This is a genomic window from Kitasatospora sp. NPDC034023 (assembly GCF_055575795.1).
Genome location: NZ_JBVIRY010000003.1, coordinates 1 through 19318 on the forward strand (window position 1 = coordinate 1; position 19318 = coordinate 19318).

Annotated in this window: 19 protein-coding genes; 6 read left to right on the plus strand and 13 right to left on the minus strand. The window is 73.8% G+C overall.

Annotated features, from left to right (window positions below):
• Nucleotides 1-150: 150 nt before the first annotated feature.
• Complete coding sequence (locus tag ACZ52R_RS05325; RefSeq protein ID WP_465752785.1) at nt 151-606, minus strand: hypothetical protein; 456 nt, start codon at nt 604-606, stop codon at nt 151-153.
• 114 nt (nt 607-720) lie between these two features.
• Nucleotides 721-1299: a MarR family winged helix-turn-helix transcriptional regulator gene (locus tag ACZ52R_RS05330; protein ID WP_465619658.1), complete on the minus strand. Its 579-nt coding sequence runs from the start codon at nt 1297-1299 to the stop codon at nt 721-723.
• A gap of 232 nt (nt 1300-1531) precedes the next feature.
• On the opposite strand from ACZ52R_RS05330, the gene ACZ52R_RS05335 reads away from it, so the two are divergent.
• The 3 genes from ACZ52R_RS05335 (at nt 1532) to ACZ52R_RS05345 (ending at nt 4372) form a co-directional block, all read left to right on the plus strand.
• Complete coding sequence (locus ACZ52R_RS05335) at nt 1532-2731, plus strand: cytochrome P450 (protein WP_465619656.1); 1200 nt, start codon at nt 1532-1534, stop codon at nt 2729-2731.
• Nucleotides 2732-2963: 232 nt separating this feature from the next.
• Nucleotides 2964-3161, plus strand: a complete 198-nt coding sequence (locus ACZ52R_RS05340; RefSeq protein ID WP_465619654.1) for a ferredoxin — start codon at nt 2964-2966, stop codon at nt 3159-3161.
• A complete protein-coding gene (locus tag ACZ52R_RS05345) occupies nt 3158-4372 on the plus strand; it encodes an NAD(P)/FAD-dependent oxidoreductase (RefSeq protein WP_465752787.1) in 1215 nt (404 codons plus the stop codon). The genes ACZ52R_RS05340 and ACZ52R_RS05345 overlap by 4 nt, the downstream gene beginning before the upstream one ends.
• Nucleotides 4373-4457: 85 nt before the next feature.
• Here ACZ52R_RS05345 and ACZ52R_RS05350 read toward each other — a convergent pair whose 3' ends face one another.
• From ACZ52R_RS05350 to murQ, 4 genes are all read right to left on the minus strand, one after another.
• Nucleotides 4458-4973, minus strand: a complete 516-nt coding sequence (locus ACZ52R_RS05350) for a MarR family winged helix-turn-helix transcriptional regulator (protein WP_465619650.1) — start codon at nt 4971-4973, stop codon at nt 4458-4460.
• Entirely contained in the window at nt 4970-6433 is a 1464-nt protein-coding gene (locus ACZ52R_RS05355) for an MFS transporter (protein WP_465752788.1), read from the minus strand. Before ACZ52R_RS05355 ends, ACZ52R_RS05350 begins: the two co-directional genes overlap by 4 nt.
• A 270-nt stretch (nt 6434-6703) precedes the next feature.
• Complete coding sequence (locus ACZ52R_RS05360; protein ID WP_360491299.1) at nt 6704-7273, minus strand: hypothetical protein; 570 nt, start codon at nt 7271-7273, stop codon at nt 6704-6706.
• 362 nt (nt 7274-7635) lie between these two features.
• The gene (gene murQ / locus ACZ52R_RS05365) at nt 7636-8541 is read right to left on the minus strand and encodes an N-acetylmuramic acid 6-phosphate etherase (RefSeq protein ID WP_465752790.1); all 906 of its coding nucleotides are present in this window, start codon (nt 8539-8541) and stop codon (nt 7636-7638) included.
• A 165-nt stretch (nt 8542-8706) separates the two neighbouring features.
• On the opposite strand from murQ, the gene ACZ52R_RS05370 reads away from it, so the two are divergent.
• Nucleotides 8707-9330, plus strand: a complete 624-nt coding sequence (locus ACZ52R_RS05370) for an endonuclease (RefSeq protein WP_465619645.1) — start codon at nt 8707-8709, stop codon at nt 9328-9330.
• 61 nt (nt 9331-9391) lie between these two features.
• Here ACZ52R_RS05370 and ACZ52R_RS05375 read toward each other — a convergent pair whose 3' ends face one another.
• Together ACZ52R_RS05375 and ACZ52R_RS05380 are read right to left on the minus strand one after the other, a co-directional pair.
• Entirely contained in the window at nt 9392-10072 is a 681-nt protein-coding gene (locus ACZ52R_RS05375; RefSeq protein WP_360491290.1) for a DUF6445 family protein, read from the minus strand.
• Nucleotides 10073-10251: 179 nt separating this feature from the next.
• Nucleotides 10252-10899 (minus strand): TetR/AcrR family transcriptional regulator, encoded by a 648-nt coding sequence (locus ACZ52R_RS05380; RefSeq protein WP_465752792.1) that lies wholly within the window; start codon nt 10897-10899, stop codon nt 10252-10254.
• A 193-nt stretch (nt 10900-11092) separates the two neighbouring features.
• On the opposite strand from ACZ52R_RS05380, the gene ACZ52R_RS05385 reads away from it, so the two are divergent.
• Together ACZ52R_RS05385 and mca are read left to right on the plus strand one after the other, a co-directional pair.
• On the plus strand, nt 11093-12541 hold the full coding sequence (locus ACZ52R_RS05385; RefSeq protein WP_465752794.1) for an MDR family MFS transporter: 1449 nt from the start codon (nt 11093-11095) through the stop codon (nt 12539-12541).
• A gap of 71 nt (nt 12542-12612) precedes the next feature.
• Nucleotides 12613-13518 (plus strand): mycothiol conjugate amidase Mca, encoded by a 906-nt coding sequence (gene mca / locus ACZ52R_RS05390; protein WP_465752796.1) that lies wholly within the window; start codon nt 12613-12615, stop codon nt 13516-13518.
• A 13-nt stretch (nt 13519-13531) separates the two neighbouring features.
• Here the strand turns inward: mca and ACZ52R_RS05395 are convergent, their stop codons facing one another.
• The 5 genes from ACZ52R_RS05395 to ACZ52R_RS05415 all read right to left on the minus strand — a co-directional run bounded on the left by ACZ52R_RS05395 (nt 13532) and on the right by ACZ52R_RS05415 (nt 19180).
• On the minus strand, nt 13532-14530 hold the full coding sequence (locus tag ACZ52R_RS05395) for a YdcF family protein (RefSeq protein WP_465619637.1): 999 nt from the start codon (nt 14528-14530) through the stop codon (nt 13532-13534).
• Between the two features lie 76 nt (nt 14531-14606).
• On the minus strand, nt 14607-15560 hold the full coding sequence (gene pip / locus ACZ52R_RS05400) for a prolyl aminopeptidase (protein WP_465752798.1): 954 nt from the start codon (nt 15558-15560) through the stop codon (nt 14607-14609).
• 199 nt (nt 15561-15759) lie between these two features.
• The gene (locus tag ACZ52R_RS05405; protein ID WP_465752800.1) at nt 15760-16623 is read right to left on the minus strand and encodes a lysophospholipid acyltransferase family protein; all 864 of its coding nucleotides are present in this window, start codon (nt 16621-16623) and stop codon (nt 15760-15762) included.
• Complete coding sequence (locus ACZ52R_RS05410) at nt 16620-17483, minus strand: GNAT family N-acetyltransferase (RefSeq protein ID WP_465619631.1); 864 nt, start codon at nt 17481-17483, stop codon at nt 16620-16622. The genes ACZ52R_RS05405 and ACZ52R_RS05410 overlap by 4 nt, the downstream gene beginning before the upstream one ends.
• 311 nt (nt 17484-17794) lie before the next feature.
• On the minus strand, nt 17795-19180 hold the full coding sequence (locus ACZ52R_RS05415; protein WP_465619674.1) for a serine hydrolase domain-containing protein: 1386 nt from the start codon (nt 19178-19180) through the stop codon (nt 17795-17797).
• Nucleotides 19181-19318 lie beyond the last annotated feature (138 nt).

The window sequence follows — 19318 nt, forward strand, 5'->3', positions numbered from 1 at the left end:
CCCCACCCCTGAACACGACAACGGCCTGCACAACCCCAACGGGGTCGTACAGGCCGACGTCACGCAGGCCCTCACCGATTAACCAACAGCATCCGGTGGCGGTGGGGGCCTTCTTCGGCGCGCCGTTGGCCGTGCGCCGTGGGCCGTGGGTCAGCGCACGGTGACGGTGAAGACCGGGGAGGCGCTGTCCCCGCTGGTGATGCGCAGCTCGTTCAGGCCCTTGAGGCCGAGCTTCACGCCGAGCGAGTAGGAGCCGTCGCGGGTCGTGTGGACGGAGGCGGGCAGCGTGACCCAGCTGCCGTGCTGCTTCTGCTGCAGGGTCACCGTGCTGCCCGCCTTGAGGCCGGTGGTCGTGCCGGTGACGCGGAACAGCTGCCACGCCGGGACGGCGGAGACCGACGGCTTGGCGGTGATGGCGGCGTGCGCGGCGGCCGGCTGGGTGGCGGCCGACTGCACGATGCCCTGCTGCACGATGCCCGGCTGTGTGGCGGCCGCGGGCTGGGGGGCGGGGGCGGCGGCCATGGCGGTGCCCGCCAGCCCGAGGGAGATCACGCTGAGGGTGGTCACGGCGGCCAGGCGCAGGGAGTTCCGCTTGGAGACGATCACGGGTGCACCCCTTTCGAGGGGAGGTGATTGTTTCGGCCCGAAGGCGGATGCCGCGCTTCGGGCTCTGCCATCTCCAAGGACGCCCTGTTCGGCGGATCGGTTGTGGACGGATCGTCACTGGCTGGTAACGGTGGGCGATGTGGCTGGATCCGGGTCGGCGCGGTCGGCCGCTCCGGTTTCCTCGGCCGGTCCGTCCGGGGGAGTGTCGTCCTCGGACAGCGCCGAGGTCCGGACCCGGTGGACGTAGCGGTCGATCAAGTGGCGCAGCACGGTGACGGTGGCGGCGACGTCCGACTCCGGGATTCCCTCCAGCGCGTCGGCGAGCCCGGCGATGTTGGCCCGTTTCAGGCGGTCGAGCATCGCCCGCCCCTCGGTGGTCAGTTCGATCTGGCGGGCCCGCCGGTCCGCCGCGTCCGGGGTGCGCTCCACCAGCTGTTGGCCCTGCAGTCGGTCGATCTGCCGGGTGACGTGGGAGGGCTTGACCATCAGCCGGGTGGCGAGGTCGCCCACCCGGCTGGCGCCCTGCCCGTCGGCGAGCGCGCGCAGCAGGTAGACGTCCGAGCGGGCCGCTGTGATGCCCGCCCGGGCGGCCTGGCGTTCGTGCTCCTGGGAGCGGGTCAGCAGGTAGGCCAGCGAGGCCAGCACGGCCTCCAGGTCGGAGGTGGCGGTCCGATGATCGGTGGCGTCCGGCATGGGGGAACTGTAGCGATCCGGTGCGGGGCGCGGTGGCGCTGCGGGTCCCTGACCGGTTTTCGGACAGATCCGACCGTCGCCCGGTGAGCCCTTTCATCGCCACGGATCGCGAGTTAGCGTGACGGTGAGTTAGTTGCTTAGGGCATGTAAATGGTCCGGAACTGCTCCGCGGCGCCGCGGGCCCACCCGCCCGACGCCGTCGGCACCCGAAGCTCCGAGAAGGGAGCCCATGATGGCCACAACCGCTCAGACCCCCCGGTTCGCCCACCCCGCCGCCCGCGGTGGCTGCCCGTTCGACCCGCCGCCCGCCTACCGGCAGGCCCAGCAGGAGGAGCCGATCAGCCGCGTCTCCCTGTGGGACGGCGCCCCCAGCTGGCTGGTCACCCGCCACGAGGACGTCAAGGCGGTACTCGGCGACGCCCGCTTCAGCTCGGACGCCACCCGCTCCGGCTTCCCGTTCATCAGCGCCGGCGCCCGGCAGCTGAGCAGCGGTCAGCCCACCTTCATCAGGATGGACGGCCAGGAGCACGCCCGGCTGCGCCGGATGCTCACCGGGGAGTTCATGATCAAGAAGGTCGAGGCGCTGCGCCCCGAGATCCAGCGCATCGCCGACGACCTGCTGGACCGGATGACCGCCGGGCGCACCCGTGCCGACCTGGTTCGCGAGTTCGCCCTGCCGCTGCCCTCCCTCGTCATCTGCCTGCTGCTCGGAGTCCCGTACCAGGACCACGACTTCTTCCAGGAGTGCAGCCGGATCCTGCTGCGCCGTGACTCCTCGGCCGAGGAGGTGGGCGCCGCCCAGCAGAGACTGGCCGACTACCTGGTGAAACTCGCCGAGGCCAAGCGCGCCGAGCCCGACGGGAGCATCCTCAGCCGGCTGGTCGAGCGCGGCGAGCTGGACACCGAGGAGATCGGCGCGATGGGCCGGCTGCTCCTGGTGGCCGGGCACGAGACCACGGCGAACATGACCGCGCTCTCCGTCCTCGCCCTGCTGCAGAACCCCGACCAGCTCGCCCACCTGCGCGCGCACCCGGAATCCGTCGCCGGCGCGGTCGAGGAACTCCTGCGCTACCTGACCATCGTGCACTCAGGCCTGACCCGGGTCGCCACCGAGGACGTCACCGTCGGCGGGGTCCGGATCGGGGCCGGGGAGGGCGTGATCTGCATGATCAACACCGCCAACCGGGACGCGCGGGAGTTTCCGGACGGCGACGCCCTCGACCTGTCCCGTGACGCCCGCCTGCACCTGGCCTTCGGCTTCGGCGTCCACCAGTGCCTGGGGCAGCCGCTCGCCCGGCTGGAACTGCAGATCGCGCTGAACACCGTCCTGCGGCGGCTGCCCCGACTGCGCCTGGCCGTTCCGTTCGAGGACGTCCGCTTCCGCGGCGAGATGCTCATCTACGGCGTCCAGGAGTTGCCCGTCGGCTGGTGACCGACGGCTGGTGACTGAGGCTCGGTGCCCGACGGCTGGTGACTGAGGCTCGGTGCCCGACGCCTGGTGGCCGACGCTCGGTGCCCCGCGCTTGCTGGCCGATGCCTGGTGATCGTCGGCACCGCGACCGGGACGGGCCCCGGGCCCTGTCGGCCACCCGCCGCAACAGCCAACCACCCCAGTGCAGTTCGCCCCCGGCAGGCCGATCCTGCCGCGTCCCGAAAGGAACCCCATGCTCGTCCAGATCGACCAGGAGAAGTGCTGCGGCGCCGGACACTGCGTGCTCGCCGCCCCCGAGGTCTTCGACCAGCGCGACGAGGACGGCATCGTCGTCCTGCTCGACGCCCAGCCCCCGGCCCAGTCCCACCAGGCCGTCCGGGACGCCGCCGCGGTCTGCCCGGCCGCCGCGATCCGGCTGAACGAGGCGTGAGCACACCGCGCGCGGTGGCCGTCGTCGGCGCGGGCGCGGCGGGACTGCACACCGCCGAGGCGCTGCGCCGCGCCGGGTACGACGGCCGCCTCACCCTGATCGGGGCCGAGGAGGAGCCGCCGTACGACCGCCCGCCGCTGTCCAAGCAGCTGCTCGCCGGGCAGTGGCAGCCGGAGCGCCTGGCGCTGCGCGGCCCGCAGGCGCTGGACGAGCTCGGCCTCGACCTGCGCCTCGGGGTGCGGGCCGAACGCCTCGACCGGCGCGAGCGGACGGTGGAACTGTCCGACGGTCGGCGGGTGCGGTGCGAGGCCCTCGTCCTGGCCACCGGGGTCCGGCCGCGCCGGCTTCCGGGCGCCGACGCCACCACGCCCGGCGCCCACGTGCTGCGCACGCTCGCCGACGCGCTCGCGCTGCGCGCCGAACTATCCGCGGGCGTCCGGCTGTTGGTGGTCGGAGGCGGGCTGCTCGGCGCGGAGGCGGCGGCCACCGCCGTCGGGCTCGGGGCCGAGGTGACCTGGCTGACGTCCACCGCCACACCCCTGGCCGCCGTGCTGGGCACCGAGTCGGCCGCGCTGCTGACCGCCCTGCACCGCGAGCACGGGGTGCGGATCCGGCAGGGCGTGGCCGCGGCGGTCGTCCGGCGCGGCGACCGGGCCGCCGGGGTGCGGCTGGCCGACGGCACCGAACTGTCGGCCGATGTCGTGCTGATGGCCATCGGGTCGGTGCCGGACACCGAGTGGCTGGCCGGCAGCGGCGTCCGGCTGGACGACGGCGTGGTCTGCGACGCCCACTGCGCCGCGGGCCCCGGCATCTGGGCGGCGGGCGACGCCGCCTCCTGGCCTGACCCCCGCACCGGCCGTCGACGGCGCCTGGAACAGCGCACCAACGCCACCGAGCAGGCCCTGTGCGTCGCCCGGAACCTGCTGGCCGGCCAGGACGGCGGGCGACAGGCGTACGAGCCGGTCCCGTACCTGTGGACCGACCAGTACGGGCTGCGGGTCCAGGCCTTCGGCCGCCCTGGCGGCGCCGACCGCTTCGAGGTCGTCGACGGCGGCCTCGAGGAGCGCCGCTTCGTCGGCGCCTGCGTACGGGACGGGCTGGTCGTCGGCGCGGTGGGCATCGCCTCCGCCCGGGCGCTGCGGCAGTTGCGTGCGCAGGTCGCGGCGTACGGCCCGTGGCAGGGTGCGCCGTGGCAGGGCGTTCCGGCCTGAGGCGAGGCGACGTTCGAGGGGGCCGCCGCCGGAGCCCGTCGGCGGCCCCCGGCTGTCGGCGGCCCCTCCAGCCGTCCGCAGCCCCTCAGCTGTCCGCGTCTCCTCCGTGGGTGGTGGGCGGTTCGGCCCTCGGTGGGTGCGGGGGCGGCTCGGGTGTTCCGGGCTCGTTCAGCAGCAGTTCCAGCAGCGGGAGCGCCGCCTCCAACTCCCGGCACTGGCGCGCGCTGAGCCGGGTGCTGCGGCGGGCCAGGAGCGCGGAGCGTTCCCGACGGATCCGGGACAGCGCCTCCTCGCCCTGTGGCGCCAGGGCCAGCAGTTGGGACCGGCCGTCCAGCGGGTCCGGTGTCTTGGCGATCAGCCCGGCCGCGGTCAGCGGCGCGAGCGTGCGGACCATGGAGGGGACGGCCACCCCCTCGCGCGCCGCCAACTCCCCGAGCCGTAGCGGGCCGTGCTGCTCCACCCGGGCCAGCGCGGAGAGTTGGGCGGCGGTCAGGTCCTGGTCGTCGGCGGCGCGGGCCATCTGCCGGTTGAGCCGGCCGATCACCAGGCGCAGCCGGACCACCGCCTCGGCGGGGAGTCCGGCGCCGTCCGCCCCGGTCACGTCGCGTCCGCCGTGGTCGGGTCCGCCTTCGCTTCGGCCGCGTCGGCGTCCGCCTCGGCGGCGACGGCGGCGGGCCGGGGGCGTTCGCGGGCCAGCGAGACGGCCGCCGCGACCAGCGACATCGCGATCGCCAGCCAGAAGACCACGACCAGGCCGTCGTGGAAGGGCCCGGAGATCAGCTGCGGGAAGAACTCCCGGCCGGTCAGCGTCTGCGCGTTGCCGGGCGGGAGCTGCCCGAGCACGTGCGGGCCCAGCAACTGCTGGATCGGGTTGTAGCCGAGGAAGGCGGCGAAGAGGGTGCCGACCGGTGGCAGGGCGGCGATGGCCCGGGCGTCGCCGACGGGGACGCCTTGCGCGGTCAGTCCCGCGGTGAGCGTGTGCGGAAGCGACCCGGCGAGGCCCGCTACCATCAGCGAGAAGAACACGCCGATCGACAGCACCATGCCGGCGTTCTGGAAGGTGGCCCGCATGCCGGAGGCGGCGCCGCGCGCCTCCGCGGGCACGCTCGACATGATCAGCGCGGTGTTGGGCGCGGCGAACAGGCCGCCCCCCAGACCGTTGAGGAACACCAGGACGGCGAACCAGGGGTAGCCGAAGTCGGTCGGCAGCAGAAGCAGTCCGGCGAAGGACAGCGCCATCACCACCAGCCCGCCGGAGGCGAACCGCCGGGCCCCGGCGCGGTCCGAGAGGTACCCGGAGGCCGCCCCCGCGGCCAGGAAGCCGACGGTCAGCGGGACCAGGTAGATGCCGGCCCACAGCGGGGTGTCGGCGTAGTCGTAGCCGTGCAGCGGCAGCCAGATGCCCTGCAGCCAGATGATCAGCACGAACTGGAGCCCGCCGCGGGCGATCGAACCCAGCAGGGTGGCCGCGTTGCCCCCGGTGAAGACCGGGGCGCGGAAGAGCCTCAGCGGGAACATCGGCTCGGCGACCCTGGATTCGACCAGGCAGAACACGGCCAGCAGCGCGACCCCGCCGATCAGCCCGGCCGGCACCCACGGGTTGGTCCAGCCCATGGTGCGGCCGCCGTACGGCTGGATGCCGTAGGTGATCGCCGCGAGCAGGACGGTCAGGCCGACCGCGAAGGTGACGTTGCCCCACCAGTCGACCCGGGCGGGCCGCCGTACCCCCGTGTCGCGCAGCGAGCGGTAGGCCCAGACCGTGCCGAGGACGTCGCCGAGCCTGCCGAGCGTCACCACCAGCACGGCGGTGACCAGCATGTACCCCATCAGCATCCAGAGCAGGTAGCTGACGTTGCCCGGCTGCAACGGGTCCAGCCCGATGCCGTGGAAGATCGCGGGCAGCGAGATCAGCACGATCGACGCGTTGATGGTGGCGATCAGCGTGCCGAGGGTGGTGTTCGACAGGGCCACCCACTTGTACCGGGGGTGGTCCGGTTCCACACCGCCGCGGACTCGGCGGAAGCGTCCGGTCCTGCCGCCCCCGGAAAGTCGAGTCGCCACCGCTGCCTCCTGGTGAGGGGCCCATCGGGCCGCCGGGGGTCGGAGAGGGGGACTTCGATAGCTTCCGCCAGCTAACGATAGGCCGACCGGGGTCGGGTCGGTAGGGCCCGGGAACACGCGGGGCGTGACCGGGGCACGGGCCGTACCCCCGCCGTCGCTGGGGCGCCAGGGGTACGGGCCGTGCTTACGGGCCCAGGCGTGCGGTCGTCCGAGTGGCAGGTGTGCGGGCCGGGCTCAGGTGCCCAGGCGTGCGGTCGTCCGGGCCGGGGGTCAGCTCGGGAACGGCCAGGTCGGGCACCACGGCCAGGTGACCTGACCCGGGTAGGGCGGGCCCCACGGCGGGCACGGGGGCAGGGTCGGCGTCGACTGGACGCTGCTCCACAGGGCCTTGCCGTTCAGCTGGACCGCGATGGCGCCCTCGTTGTAGATGACCAGCTCGGCGCCGGGGTGGCCGCCGGTGTTGCTGGCCCACAGCGGGGTGTTGTCGGCGGCGTACACGACGAGGTTGCCGTCGTCCTGCATGACCAGGATGTTGCCGTTGGGGATGGCGCCCTTGGCCACCCAGATCGGGGTGGTGCCGCGGTACAGGACGACATTGCCGTCGCCCTGCATGGCCAGCATGATCTGGCCGTTCGGCGAGTACCAGGCCTGGTTGCGGTTCAGCAGGCTGTTCATCGGGATGTGGGTGGGCTCGGTCAGCGCGGCGGCCGCGGCCGGAGCAGCAGCAGGAGCGGTGGCCGGAACAGCCGGGGCGGCGTCGGCGGTACCCGTGGTGAGGGCGCCGAACCCGATCGTGGCGAGGGCGGCCAGAGCGGCGACCCGGGAGCGGAGTCTGGACATGGGTGGGTGTGAAGTCCTTCCGTGTGAACGGGAGTTGACGGCGTAGCGGGGTTTCCTGTGGCGCCTCGCCGGTGTGTCCGGCGCCGCACCTCACGCTAGGGTCGCGGCGCGATGCCGAGCGGCAGGTCCACCGGCAGCTTCCGTCCCGACGCTTGCCGCCTGCCCCGCACGCTTGCCGCCTGCCTCGCACGCCGCCTGCCCGCGCCTCGGCCGGAGGCGGGGCGGTCGAACGGGGCGACGACTGCTTTCCCGGCTCCGGCGAAGACCTTCGGGGTGGCCCGGTTTTCCGTTGACCGCGACAGCGTGACCAGCTGTTCTCCGAGCTCGGCGATCCCCTCCTGGCCGTCGCCGACGGGCTTGGATCAGCCGTTGCGGGCTGCCTTCAGAGCCTCGCGCAGTCGACCGTTCGCGGCGGTGAGCAGCCGGGCGGCGGCGGGCGCGTCGATGTCGGCGAGCAGGAGCAGGATCGCGTCCTTGGCCCGCCCGTCGGTCGCGGTGAGGGCGCGACGGATGCTCTGGTCGTCGGCGCCGGTGGCCTCGGCGACGATCCGCCGGGCGCGCTCGCGCAGCTTGCTGTTGGTGGCCCGGACGTCGACCATCAGATTTCCGTACGTCCGCCCGAGGCGGACCATCACGGCCGTCGACAGCATGTTGAGCACCAGCTTCTGCGCGGTCCCCGCCTTGAGCCGGGTCGAGCCGGCCAACACCTCGGGGCCCACCTCCACCTCGACGGCCAGTTCGGCGGCGGCCGCCAGCGCCGAACCGCGGTTGCAGGCCAGCCCGACGGTCAGCGCGCCGGTGGCCCGTGCGGCCCGTACGGCCGCCACGGCGTACGGCGTGCGGCCGGAGGCGGAGACGCCGACCAGGGTGTCGGCGGGGGTGAGGGCGAGCACGGCCACGTCGGCCTCGGCGAGGTCGGGGCGGTCCTCGGCGCCCTCGGCGGCCTCCGTCACGGCCGTCCGCCCGCCCGCGATCAGGCCGACGACGAGTGCCGGGTCGGTGCCGAAGGTCGGCGGGCACTCGGCGGCGTCCAGCACCCCGAGCCGGCCGGCCGTTCCCGCCCCGGCGTAGACCAGCCGTCCGCCGCACGCCATCCGGGCGGCCACCGCGTCGACCACGGCGGCGATCCGCTCCAGCTGTCCGCCGACGGCGGCGGCGACCGTGCGGTCTTCGGCGTTCATCAGACGGAGCAGCTCGGCGGTGGGCAGTTCGTCGATCGCGGCCCAGTCGGGGCGGATCGCCTCGGTCGGTGGGACGGTGGGTGGCACAGCCGGTGGCACAGCCGGTGGCGCGGTGGGTGGCACGGGGGGTGGTACGGCCGGTGGTACGGCGGGCCGGTTCGGGCGGGTGTGGTCCGTGGGGTCCTGGTCCATGCGGCGAGCGTCCCCTGGTGCGAGGGGCCCGAATCCGGGCAGGCGTGGGGGGAGGAGGTGATGACCGTGCAAGCAACCGTTTCCGAGTTGCTGGACCGGTTCGGCCGCACCTACGCGGAGGAAGCCGGGATCACGCTGCGCGACAAGCCCTCGCCGCTCTACCGGCTGCTCGTCCTGACCGTGCTGTGCTCGGTGCGGATCAGCGCCGACACCGCCACGGCGGCGGCGCGCGAGCTGTCGGCCGCCGGTCTGCGGACTCCACGCGCGATGGCCGACGCCCGGCGCGGCACGCTGATCGCCGCGCTCGGCCGGGCCCACTACGTGCGCTACGACGAGAGCACCGCCACCGCGCTCGGCCGGGGCGCCGAGCTGCTGCTCGACCGCTGGCACGGCGACCTGCGGCGGCTGCGGGAGGAAGCGGGCGGCGAGCCGGAGCGGATCGGCGAGCTGCTGCGGGAGTTTCCCCGGATCGGGCCGGTCGGGGCCGGGATCTTCCGGCGGGAGGCGCAGGCGGTCTGGCCGTCGCTGCGGCCGTACTTCGACGAGCGGGTACTGGAGGAGGCCCGGACGCTGGGGCTGCCGGCGAGTCCGGCGGGCCTGGCGCAGCTGGTCGCGGCGAAGGACCTGGCCCGGCTGGCGGCGGCGCTGACGCGGGCGAGCCTGGCGCACGTCGGGGCGGCCTGAGCTGCCCGGCGGCACCGCCCGCCGCGTCGTCACGGCGTCACGTTGTCACGGCGTCGTGGCGTCAGGCCATCCAGAAGAACACCGCCGTCATCCGGCGCTCCGCCAGCTCGTCGCCGTAGTAGCCGGTGGCGCTGTGGATCAGATTGGCGTTGTAGAGCAGCAGTTGGTTGTAGCGGTTGGGGACGCGGACGTCCTCGACGAAGTGGTCGGCGGGCACGCGGCGGGTGCCGAGCGCCTCGACCAGATTGTTGTGCGGGGCGTCCACCACGTTGCCGCCAAGGCGACCACCGGGGAACTGCTGGCGGTAGAAGCTGGTGCCGGCGTCCTTGGGCGCGCCCGGGCTGAGGTAGAGCACGGCGGCGAAGCGGCAGAGGGCGCGCGAGTCGGTGTGCGGGCGGGACTCCGACTCCCCGGCGCCGACGACCTGGACGCAGTTGTGGTTGAGCGTGCCGCCGCCCGGGGTGCTCTGCACCCAGAGTCGGGAGGCACCGGTCGCCTTGCGGACCTGGGACTCGACCCGGGCCAGCTCCTCGGGCTCCAGGCCCGGCATGGTGCGCAGTCCGGGCCAGGTCTCGGGGCGGTGCGGGTAACCCTCGGTCCACTCGCCGCGGGCCAGGCAGCGTTCGCGGACGGCGTCCGGGTCGGGCAGGACGTCGTTCAGGACCCAGTAGTCCCGGCCCCGGGTGGGCTTGCGGTACGGCAGGACCGGCAGCGCGGTGGGCCTGATGGGCTGTGAGGGCATGGGCCGACGATAGAGGCGGCGATCGTCAACCTTCTGCCGTGAGCAGGTCAACCTTTCGTCAAGGGTGCTCTGTCCCGGGTGGACCGTCCTGTGCGGTGGACCGTCCGGTGCGGGGTGTTCTGCTCTGTGCGGGCTGTTCTGCGCGGATCGTCCCGAGTGGCTCGTCCTGGGTGGGATCGCTAGGCCTCCCGTACGGCGAAGCCGCCCAGTGCGCCCTCCAGCCGGTCGTAGGCGCGGACGGCGGAGGGCCGCACCACGGCGGCGATCGCGGCGTGGTCCTCGTCGGCCAGGGTGTGGCGGAGCACCTCGGCGAACACCGCCCGGTCGACGGCGCCGAACAGCGCGGCGGCAACCCGGCTCTCGAAGCCGACGGGTCTCTCGTGCACGGCCTCGGCCAGCGCCTCGGCGAGGGCGGTCTCGCTCTGCTCGTGCACCTCGCGCAGCCGGGCGACCAGGGCCGGACTGTCGAAGACCGTGCGGGCGAAGGCCGGGCCGGAGAAGCCGAGCCGTGGGTCGTGCCGGTCGATCCTGGCCAGGCAGTCGCGGCGCAGCGCGGCGAGCGCGGACTCGCCCAGCGCGCGCTCGGCGACGGCCCGGGCGAGCCGGCCGACGAGTTCCTCGTGCAGGTCGAAGAAGAGGTCCTCCTTGCGCGGGAAGTGGTTGGTGACGGTCATCTTGGCGACGCCCGCGGCGGCCGCGACCTCGGCGATGGTCGTCCGGTCGAAGCCCTGCTCGATGAAGAGCCTGGTCGCGGCGTGCGAGATCGCCTCGCGGGTGCGGCGCTTATTGAGTTCGCGCAGGTTGGGCGTGGTCCCGGTCTCGGTCATGGCGGGAGCCTAGCGCAGGTCGCTGGGTCGAGCACAGTAATTAGGCTTGACCCAGCGAGTGGGTCCGTCCTAAGTTCTTCTCGGGCGGTCGGAACGGCTGCCGGAAGGCCGTCGAAGCGATCGCCACGGTGATCGCCGGAGTGGCTACAGGGCTCGAGGGCGACTCGCCCGAGGGGCGACCAGGGGAGGGCGCATGACCACATCCGTCACTGCGAAGGGCCGGCGAGGGGGAGTCCGGGAGGGGGAACCGGAGGCGATCCCGTCGAGCCTGTGGAAGATGGCCTCGGTGCTCGCGCTGGGTCCGGTGCTCGCACTGCTGGACACCACGATCGTCAACGTCGGCATCGACTCCGTCGGCCGCGATCTGCACAGCTCGATCGCCGCGGTGCAGTGGGTGGCCACGGGGTACCTGCTGGCGATCTCGCTGACGATGCCGCTCTCGGGCTGGGCCGCCGGTCGCTTCGGGGCCCGGCGGGCGTGGCTCGCCTCGGTCGTCCTGTTCGTGCTCGGGTCGGCGCTGTGCGGTCTGGCCTGGTCGACGGGCAGTCTGATCGCCTTCCGGGTGCTGCAGGGGATCGGCGGCGGGATGATTCAACCGCTCGGCCAGGCGATCATCATACAAGCGGCCGGGCCGCCCCGGATGGGGCGGGTGATGGGCACCCTGATGCTCCCGATCAGCCTGGCCCCCGTCCTGGGGCCGATCCTCGGCGGGCTGGTGCTGGAGCACCTCGACTGGCGCTGGATGTTCCTGCTGAACGTTCCGGTCGGGCTGTTGATTCTGCTGTCGGCCGCCCGCTGGCTGCCGGCTGACGAGACGTCGGACGCGCCGAAGCCCCGGCTGGACATGACCGGCCTGGTGTTGCTCTCGCCCGGCCTGACCGGGCTGGTCTACGGGCTCTCGACGATCGGTGGCGGCGGAGCGGCCGGCTGGGCCGCTCTCGGGGCGGGCGCGATGCTGGTGGCGGTCTACGGCTGGTACGCGCTGCGGGTGGGGCGCGGTGGTGTCCGGACGCCGCTGATCGACCTGCGGCTGTTCGCCCGGCGCGGCTTCACCGTGGCGACGGCGAACAGCTTCCTGCAGGGCGCCGCGCTCTACAGCTCGATGTTCCTGGTGCCGCTCTACTACCAGCAGGTGAAGCACGCCGGGGCGGTGGAGGCCGGCCTGTTGCTCGCACCGCAGGCCCTCGGCACGGCGGTCACCGCGATGCTGGCCGCCCGAATAACCGACCGCCTCGCGCCGCGTCCACTGATCATGATCGGCATCGCCTGCTCCCTCGTCGGCACGCTCGCGTTCACCCAGTTGGGCAGCGGCTCCGACCCGGCCGACTGGCTGATCGCCGGCTCGCTGGCGCTGCGCGGCGCGGGCATGGGGCTCATCGCGATCCCCGGCCTGGCGGCGGTGTACGGGAGCGTCGAGAAGGCCCAGGTGCCGGCGGCCGCGGGTGCGGTCAACGTGCTGAACCGGATCGGCGGGGCGCTCGGGACGGCAGTGCTGACGCTGGCCCTCCAGCAGGCACAGCACGGCCACCCGGACCGTCCGGGCGCGGCCTTCGGGGAGACCTTCTGGTGGGGGCTGGTCCTGTCCGCGCTGGCGATCGGGCCGGCCTGGCTCTACCCGAACACCCGCAAGAACGCTGCCTGACCGGGCCGTCGGTTCTTCGACCGCCAGCTCTTCGACCGCCACTTCCTCGATCGACGCTCACGGAGGTATCCATGTTCACCAAACACCCCGGCGGCCTGCGCCTGCTCACCGTGCACGCGCACCCCGACGACGAGTCCAGCAAGGGCGCGGCCACCCTCGTCCGGTACGCCTCCGAGGGGGTGGAGGTCCTGGTCGTCACCTGCACCGGCGGTGAGCGCGGCTCGGTGCTCAACCCGGCGATGGACCGTCCCGAGGTCCGGGCCGACATCGCCCGGATCCGGCGCGAGGAGATGGCGGCCGCCCGGGAGATCCTCGGGGTGCGCCAGCAGTTCCTCGGCTTCGTCGACTCCGGCATGCCGGGGCCGGACGAGCCGCTGCCCGAGGGCTGCTTCGCTTCCCAGCCGGTCGAGGCCGCGGCGGCGCCGCTGGTCGCACTGATCCGCGAGTTCCGCCCGCACGTGGTGATCACCTATGACGAGACCGGCGGGTACCCGCACCCGGACCACGTGATGACCCACCAGGTCACCGTGGCGGCCTTCGAGGCCGCCGCCGACCCGGGGCGCCACCCCGAAGCGGGCGAGCCCTGGCAGGCGTCCAAGCTCTACTACCACGTGGCGCTCTCCCGGGCCTGGTTCCAGACCCTGCACGACGCCATGACGGAGCGCGGCGTCCCCTCGGCCATGGGCGAACTGCTCGCCGGGTGGCCCGACACCCCGCCCGTCCTGACGACCACCACCCGGATAGCGTGCGCCGAGCAGTTCGCCGTACGGGACGCGGCGATGCTGGCGCACGCCACCCAGGTCGCGCCGGGGGTCGCGTTCATGGCCCACCCGCGGGACATCGAGCGCGAGGTCTGGCCGACCGAGGACTACCACCTGGCCCGGAGCCTGCTGCCCGGGGCCGGTGGAGCAGGCGGGGCGGCCGGGGCGGGCGGGGTCGAGAACGACCTGTTCGCCGGGCTCAGGCCGGAGGGGTAGGTGACATGGGCGCTCAGAGCGCCGCGAGCACCCCGCAGAGTGCGAGGAGGCCGCAGATCCCGAAGTTGACGAGCTTGTGCGAGAGGAACACCGCCGCGAACTCGCGGATGGTCGCGGTCGGCCAGTAGTACCGGGCGGTGGGCGAGCCGAAGACGTGTCCGTTGACACCGGTCTTGCGGGCGAGGAGCGCCGCCCGGAAGGCGTGGAAGTTGTTGGTGACCACGACGCAGCGGTAGTCGGGCTTGGCCTGTTCCATGATGGCCTTGCTGAAGAGCAGGTTCTCCTCGGTAGTGCGCGAGCGGTCCTCCCGTTCGATGTGTTCGGCCGGGAAGCCGCGCTCGGTCAGGTAGTCGGCCATCGCATGGGACTCAGGCAGCTTCTCGTCCGGTCCCTGGCCGCCCGAGGTGATCAGTACCGGCGGATTGCCGTGCGCGGCCTGCTTCTCGTACGCCTCGCGGCCCCGGTTGAGCCGGCTGGCCAGCAGCGGCGGGACGCGCTCGCCGCCGATCAGCCCGGAGCCGAGCACGACCACGAAGTCGACGTCCCGGCGAGGCCGGTGGCGGCTGTACAGGAAGGCGTAGCCGACGAAGCAGACGAACAGGAACGAGACGTAGAGGACCACCAGGACGGCGGTGCCCGCCAGGATGGCCAGCCGCCGCGAGCCGGTGGCGAGGGCGGCGAGCAGCAGCACGATGACGGTGATGATGCCCAGCCCGGCGAGCAGCGACAGCAGGTTGGCGGGTCGTCTGCCCTCCTTGCGGATCATGGTGAGCCCGTTGGAGAGCAGGAACCAGACCAGGGCCGCCGTGCCGAGGGCCGGCAGCAGGATGATCGCCGCCGCGACGATCTCGACCACCGTGGTGGTCGTCCTGCGGAGTTCGGTGAGCAGGGCGAGGGAGAGGAGCGAGACGGCGATACCGAGGAGGACGGCGTTGCTGAACTGGCGGCGGTCGCGCAGTACCCCGATCCCGAACAACAGGAAGAACAGGGCGGCTGGGGCGTAGGCGATCATGCATCGTATCGTAGGGGTTCATTGGAATGGGCCACTTGTGACGAACGGTCCAACTGCCCGTGCGGAGCCCGGGTGTTCAGGCGAAGCGCTCGATCGCGGCCAGGACCGCCTCCGTCATCCTCGGGCTTCCGGTGTGCCCGGACTCGTCGATGACCGTCAGACGGGCGTCCGGCCAGGCCTTGGTCAACTTCCAGGGAATGCCGAGCGGTGCTCCGAGGTCCAGCCGGCCGTGGATCAGCTCGGCCGGGATCCCGGCCAGTCGTCCGGCGTCGCGCAGCAGTTGGCCGTCCTCCAGGAAGGCCTGGTGCGAGAAGTAGTGCGCGGTGATCCGGGTGAAGGCCATCAGGGCGTCGGAGGGGCGGTCGGTGTAGGCGTTCGGCTTGCCCAGGGCCTCGTGCGAGATGACCGCGTCCTCCCAGGTGGCCCAGGCGGTGGCGGCGGCTCGTCGGACCGTCTCGTCGGGGCTGTTGAGCAGTCGGCTGTAGGCGGCGAGGAGGTCGCCGTTGCGGTCGGCGGTCGGCAGGAAGTCCCGGAACTCCTCCCACGGCCCGGGGATCAGCCGGCCGACCCCCCGGTAGAGCCAGTCGAGTTCGCCGGTGTCGGTCATGGTGACCCCGCAGATGACGATCCCGGACACGCGCTCGGGGTGGGCCTGGGCGTACGCGAGGATCAGCGTGGATCCCCACGAACCGCCGTACAGCAGCCACTTGTCGATGCCGAGGTGTTCCCGAAGTCGCTCCATGTCGGCGATCAGGTGACGGGTGGTGTTGTGCTCCATCCCGGTCGACGGGTCGGCTGCGTGCGGCAGGCTCTGCCCGCAGCCGCGCTGGTCGAACTGGACGACGTGGTAGCGCTCCGGGTCGAAGTACCGTCGGGCGCCCGGACTGTGGCCGGACCCGGGCCCGCCGTGCACCACCGCGGCCGGCGTGCCCGCCGGGTTGCCGGAGGCGTTCCAGTGCATCCGCTGCCCGTCGCCGACATCCAACAGGCCTTGCGCGTACGGTTCGTAGAGGGGGTACGTGTCGGGCATCGGTGACTCCTCCGTGGTCGTACGGGCCGGGGTGCCCGGCGAGCCTATCCCGCGGCCGGGGAGCCGGTGGGGCCCTCGGGTGCCTTGGGCCGGGCCCGACCGGGGTTGTCCCGGGTGGTGCCGTCGGCGCGCGGCGACCGCACCCGGCGGAGTCGGCCGAGGCCCACCGAGCTTGACCGGCCGCCGTCGTGGCGGCCGGTCAGTGGATCCCTTCCACCGCCGCCTGCGCCGTCCGGGCCAGTTCGCGCCGGGCGTCCGCCCGGGCGGGTCGCGGGGCGGGCGGCGGGATCGGCGGCAGGAACGTCACGTCGGCGACCAGCCCGCGGGCCGCGACCACCCGGGCGAGGGAGGTGAGCAGCCCGTCGTCCCCGACGAAGGCGGGGACGCTGGTCGGCCGTCCGTCCGCCAGCCGGTAGCGGATGGTCACCGGCTGGACGAAGGCGCGCGCCTCCACCGCGGCCTGGAACAGCGCGGGCCGGAACCGGCCGCTCTCCCGCCCGCACCAGGTCGAGCCCTCCGGGAAGACGATCACCGGGCGTCCGGAGCGCAGCACCTCGGCTACCGCCGCCACGGTGTCCGGCAGCGTCCGCAGCCGGTCGCGGTCCAGGAAGACGGTGCCGCCCCAGGCGACCAGCCGGCCGAGTACCGGCCACTGCCGGACCTCGGTCTTGGCCAGCGACCGGCCCGGACGTCCGGCCGCGAGCAGCGGGATGTCCAGCCAGGACACGTGGTTGGCCACCACGAGCACCCCGCCGCCCCCGCCCCCGGCCGCACCGACAGGCCCGCCCCCGCCCCCGGCCGCACCGACAGGCCCGCCGTCGGGCCCGGCGAGGTGGACGGTCACCCCGAGGGTGCGGAGCAGAATGCGCGCCCAGAGCCGGATCAGCCGCTCCCGGCCGCCGTACGGGAGCAGGCGGACCGGCGGGATGAGCGCGACGCCGACCACGACCGCCGCCAGACAGGCCGTCAGCCGCAGCACCCGCCGGGGGTGGGAGACATGCGGTGCGGGGCCGGCCAGGCAGGTCTCGGGCCGGCAGGTCGCCGTGGGCAGCCAGACGCTCATGCCGCGGTGCCCAGGCCGGGCAGCCCGGAGAGGAAGTGCCGCAGGTAGCGCGGGTCGGTGCGCTCCAGCGAGAGCAGTACGTACAGATCGGCGCAGTGGAAGTCCGGGTCGTACGCGGGCTCGCCGCAGACCCAGGCGCCGAGCCGCAGGTAGCCGCGGAGCAGGGCCGGCAGCGCACCCCGCTCGGCGCGCGGCACACCGGTGGCGTCCCAGCGGCGGCGCGGGGCGACCCGGTACTCCGCGGGCGCCAGGTGTTTGGCGCTGACGGTGTCCCAGACCCGGGCGGCGGTGGCGCCGCCGTCCTCCAGGCCGATCGAGCAGCAGCCGCCGACCCAGGTGTTGCCGGTGTCGGCGAGGTAGCGGGCGATGCCGCCCCACATCAGGTTGATGACGGCGCCGTTGCCCCGGTGGTCCGGGTGGATGCAGGAGCGCCCGAGCTCGACCAGGCCCGGGCGGACCGGCGCCAGGGCCGACAGGTCGAACTCGCCTTCGGAGTACAGCCGTCCGGCCCGCCGGGCGGCCTCGGGGCGCAGCAGCCGGTAGGTGCCGACGACGGTGCCGTGCTCGCCCTCGCGGACCAGGAGGTGGTCGCAGTACTCGTCGAACGGGTCGACGTCCAGGCCCGCGACCGGGCTGTGCAGGACGGCGCCGAGCTCGGCGGCGAACACCTGGTGGCGCAGCCGCTGGGCGGCCCGCACGTCGTCCTCGTCGCGGGCGAGGGAGACGGTGTAGGCGGGGGTGGCGAGGGAGGCGGGGGCGGACGCGGACACCGGCGCGGGCCGGTGGCGCGGGGCGGGGACCGCCGGGGTGTCGTGGGCGGGGGCGACTGCGGACGGAGTGTACGTGGGGACGGTGGTCATGGCGGACCCTCCAGGGCAGCACGATCGGCGGTGCCGTGGATCGCCAGGGCACCGTCCCGGTCCGCAGGTGGTTGGGCATGGACGCGAACCGGTCTCGGTATGTCTCTCCGAGTCGGTTGGCATCCACGTTGCGGCACGGCGGAGCGCAGATGTGCACCTGCTGAATGGGACCACCCGTGGCCTGCCGGTCATCTGCCCGGCACCGGGCGCTCGTTCGCAGGGGGTGGACAACGGGGGCGTGCGGCTGCACCGTACGCCCCCGCGGTCGCGGTCACCCCACCCGGGCCACCCGGCTCACGTGCCGACCCGGCTCACATGGCCCGCCAGCCCGCCGGGTCGACGCCGCCCGGGACGGCGTCGGCCGGTCCGTACGGTTCGCGGGTGTAGACGAAGGAGCCGACGTCCAGGTGGCTGACCGTGCCGTCGGCGCCCCGGACCACCCGCAGGGTCTCGCCCGCGTAGTAGTTGTCCAGGCCGGTCCAGGTGCCGTCCGCCTCGGGCCGGAAGCACGAGCCGCGGCCGCCGCCGGCGCCGGCGAGCGGCGCGAGCTCCAGCACCCGGCCGGCCCGTAGCCGCAGGGCGTTCGGCGCGGCGCCCCAGTACCAGGGGCCGGTCAGCTCCAACAGCTCCTCGTCCACCTCGTTCAGCGGGCGCCACGGCTCGGGCAGCCGCGGCTCGTGCTCGGCGGTGAGCGCGATCAACCGGGCGGCCAGCTGCGCGGTGTCGGCACCGCTGGTGGCGTTGGAGAGGGCGAACGCGGCCAGGCCGTCGGCCTCGCTGATCCACAGGCCCGCCGTGAAGCCGGGCATCGAGCCGGTGTGCCCGGCCAGCAACCGGCCCCCGTGTCGGCGCAGTTGCAGGCCGAGGCCGTACGCCTTGGTCCACCCGGCGTCCTCCGGGGCGACGGCGGGGCGGCGCATCTCGGCGAGGGTGTCGGCGGACAGCACCTTGTCGTCGCCGACGGCGAGGAAGGCCGCCCAGCGGGCCAGGTCGGCGCCGGTGGACCAGAGTTGGCCGGCCGGGCCCATCAGGCCGGTGTCGGTGAGCGGCTCGGGCTGCATGACGTCGGCCCACGGGTGGACGGCGAAGCCCCCGGCGTGCGGGTGCTCGGGCAGCAGCGTGGTGCGGTCCATGCCCAGCGGCGCCAGCACCTCGCGGTGCAGCACCTCGCCCCAGGGCTCGCCGCGCAGCTTCTCCACCAGCGCGCCGAGCAGCGCGTAACCGGGGTTGGAGTAGTGGTGGAGCCGGCCGGCCGGGTGCTTGAGCGGACGTTCGGCCTCCAGGAGGTCGCCGAGGCCGGGCCGCAGCGAGCCCTCGGTCCGCTCCCACCACGGGCCGGGGGTCTCGGCGGCGAGCCCCGCGGAGTGCGAGAGCAACTGGGCGATCGTCGCGCCGCCGGCCGGGGTGCCGGGCAGGTGGTGGGAGAGCGGGTCGGCGAGGTCGAGCAGGCCCTCGTCGCGCAGCCGCAGCACCAGCACGGCGACGAAGGTCTTGGTGAGCGAGCCGATCCGGTACTGGACGTCCGGGGTCGGCGCGTGGCCGTCGATCATGCTGCGGGCGCCGCTCCACACCAGCCGCCCGCCGCGCACCACGCCGGCGACGATCGAGGGCGTGCGCCCCTCGGACTGGGCGACGGCGAGCCGGTGCAGCAGGGCGCGGCGGGTGGTGGGGAGCAACTCGTCGGGCAGGTCGGTCATGTGGTCTTCGAAACTCATCGACATGTGACGGACAGTAGTCCAGCCCGGCCCCGCCTCCGACCGGATAAACCGCCCCGCCTCCGACCGGATAAACCGCCCCGCCTCCGACCGGATAAACCGCCTCTCCGCCGACCGGAC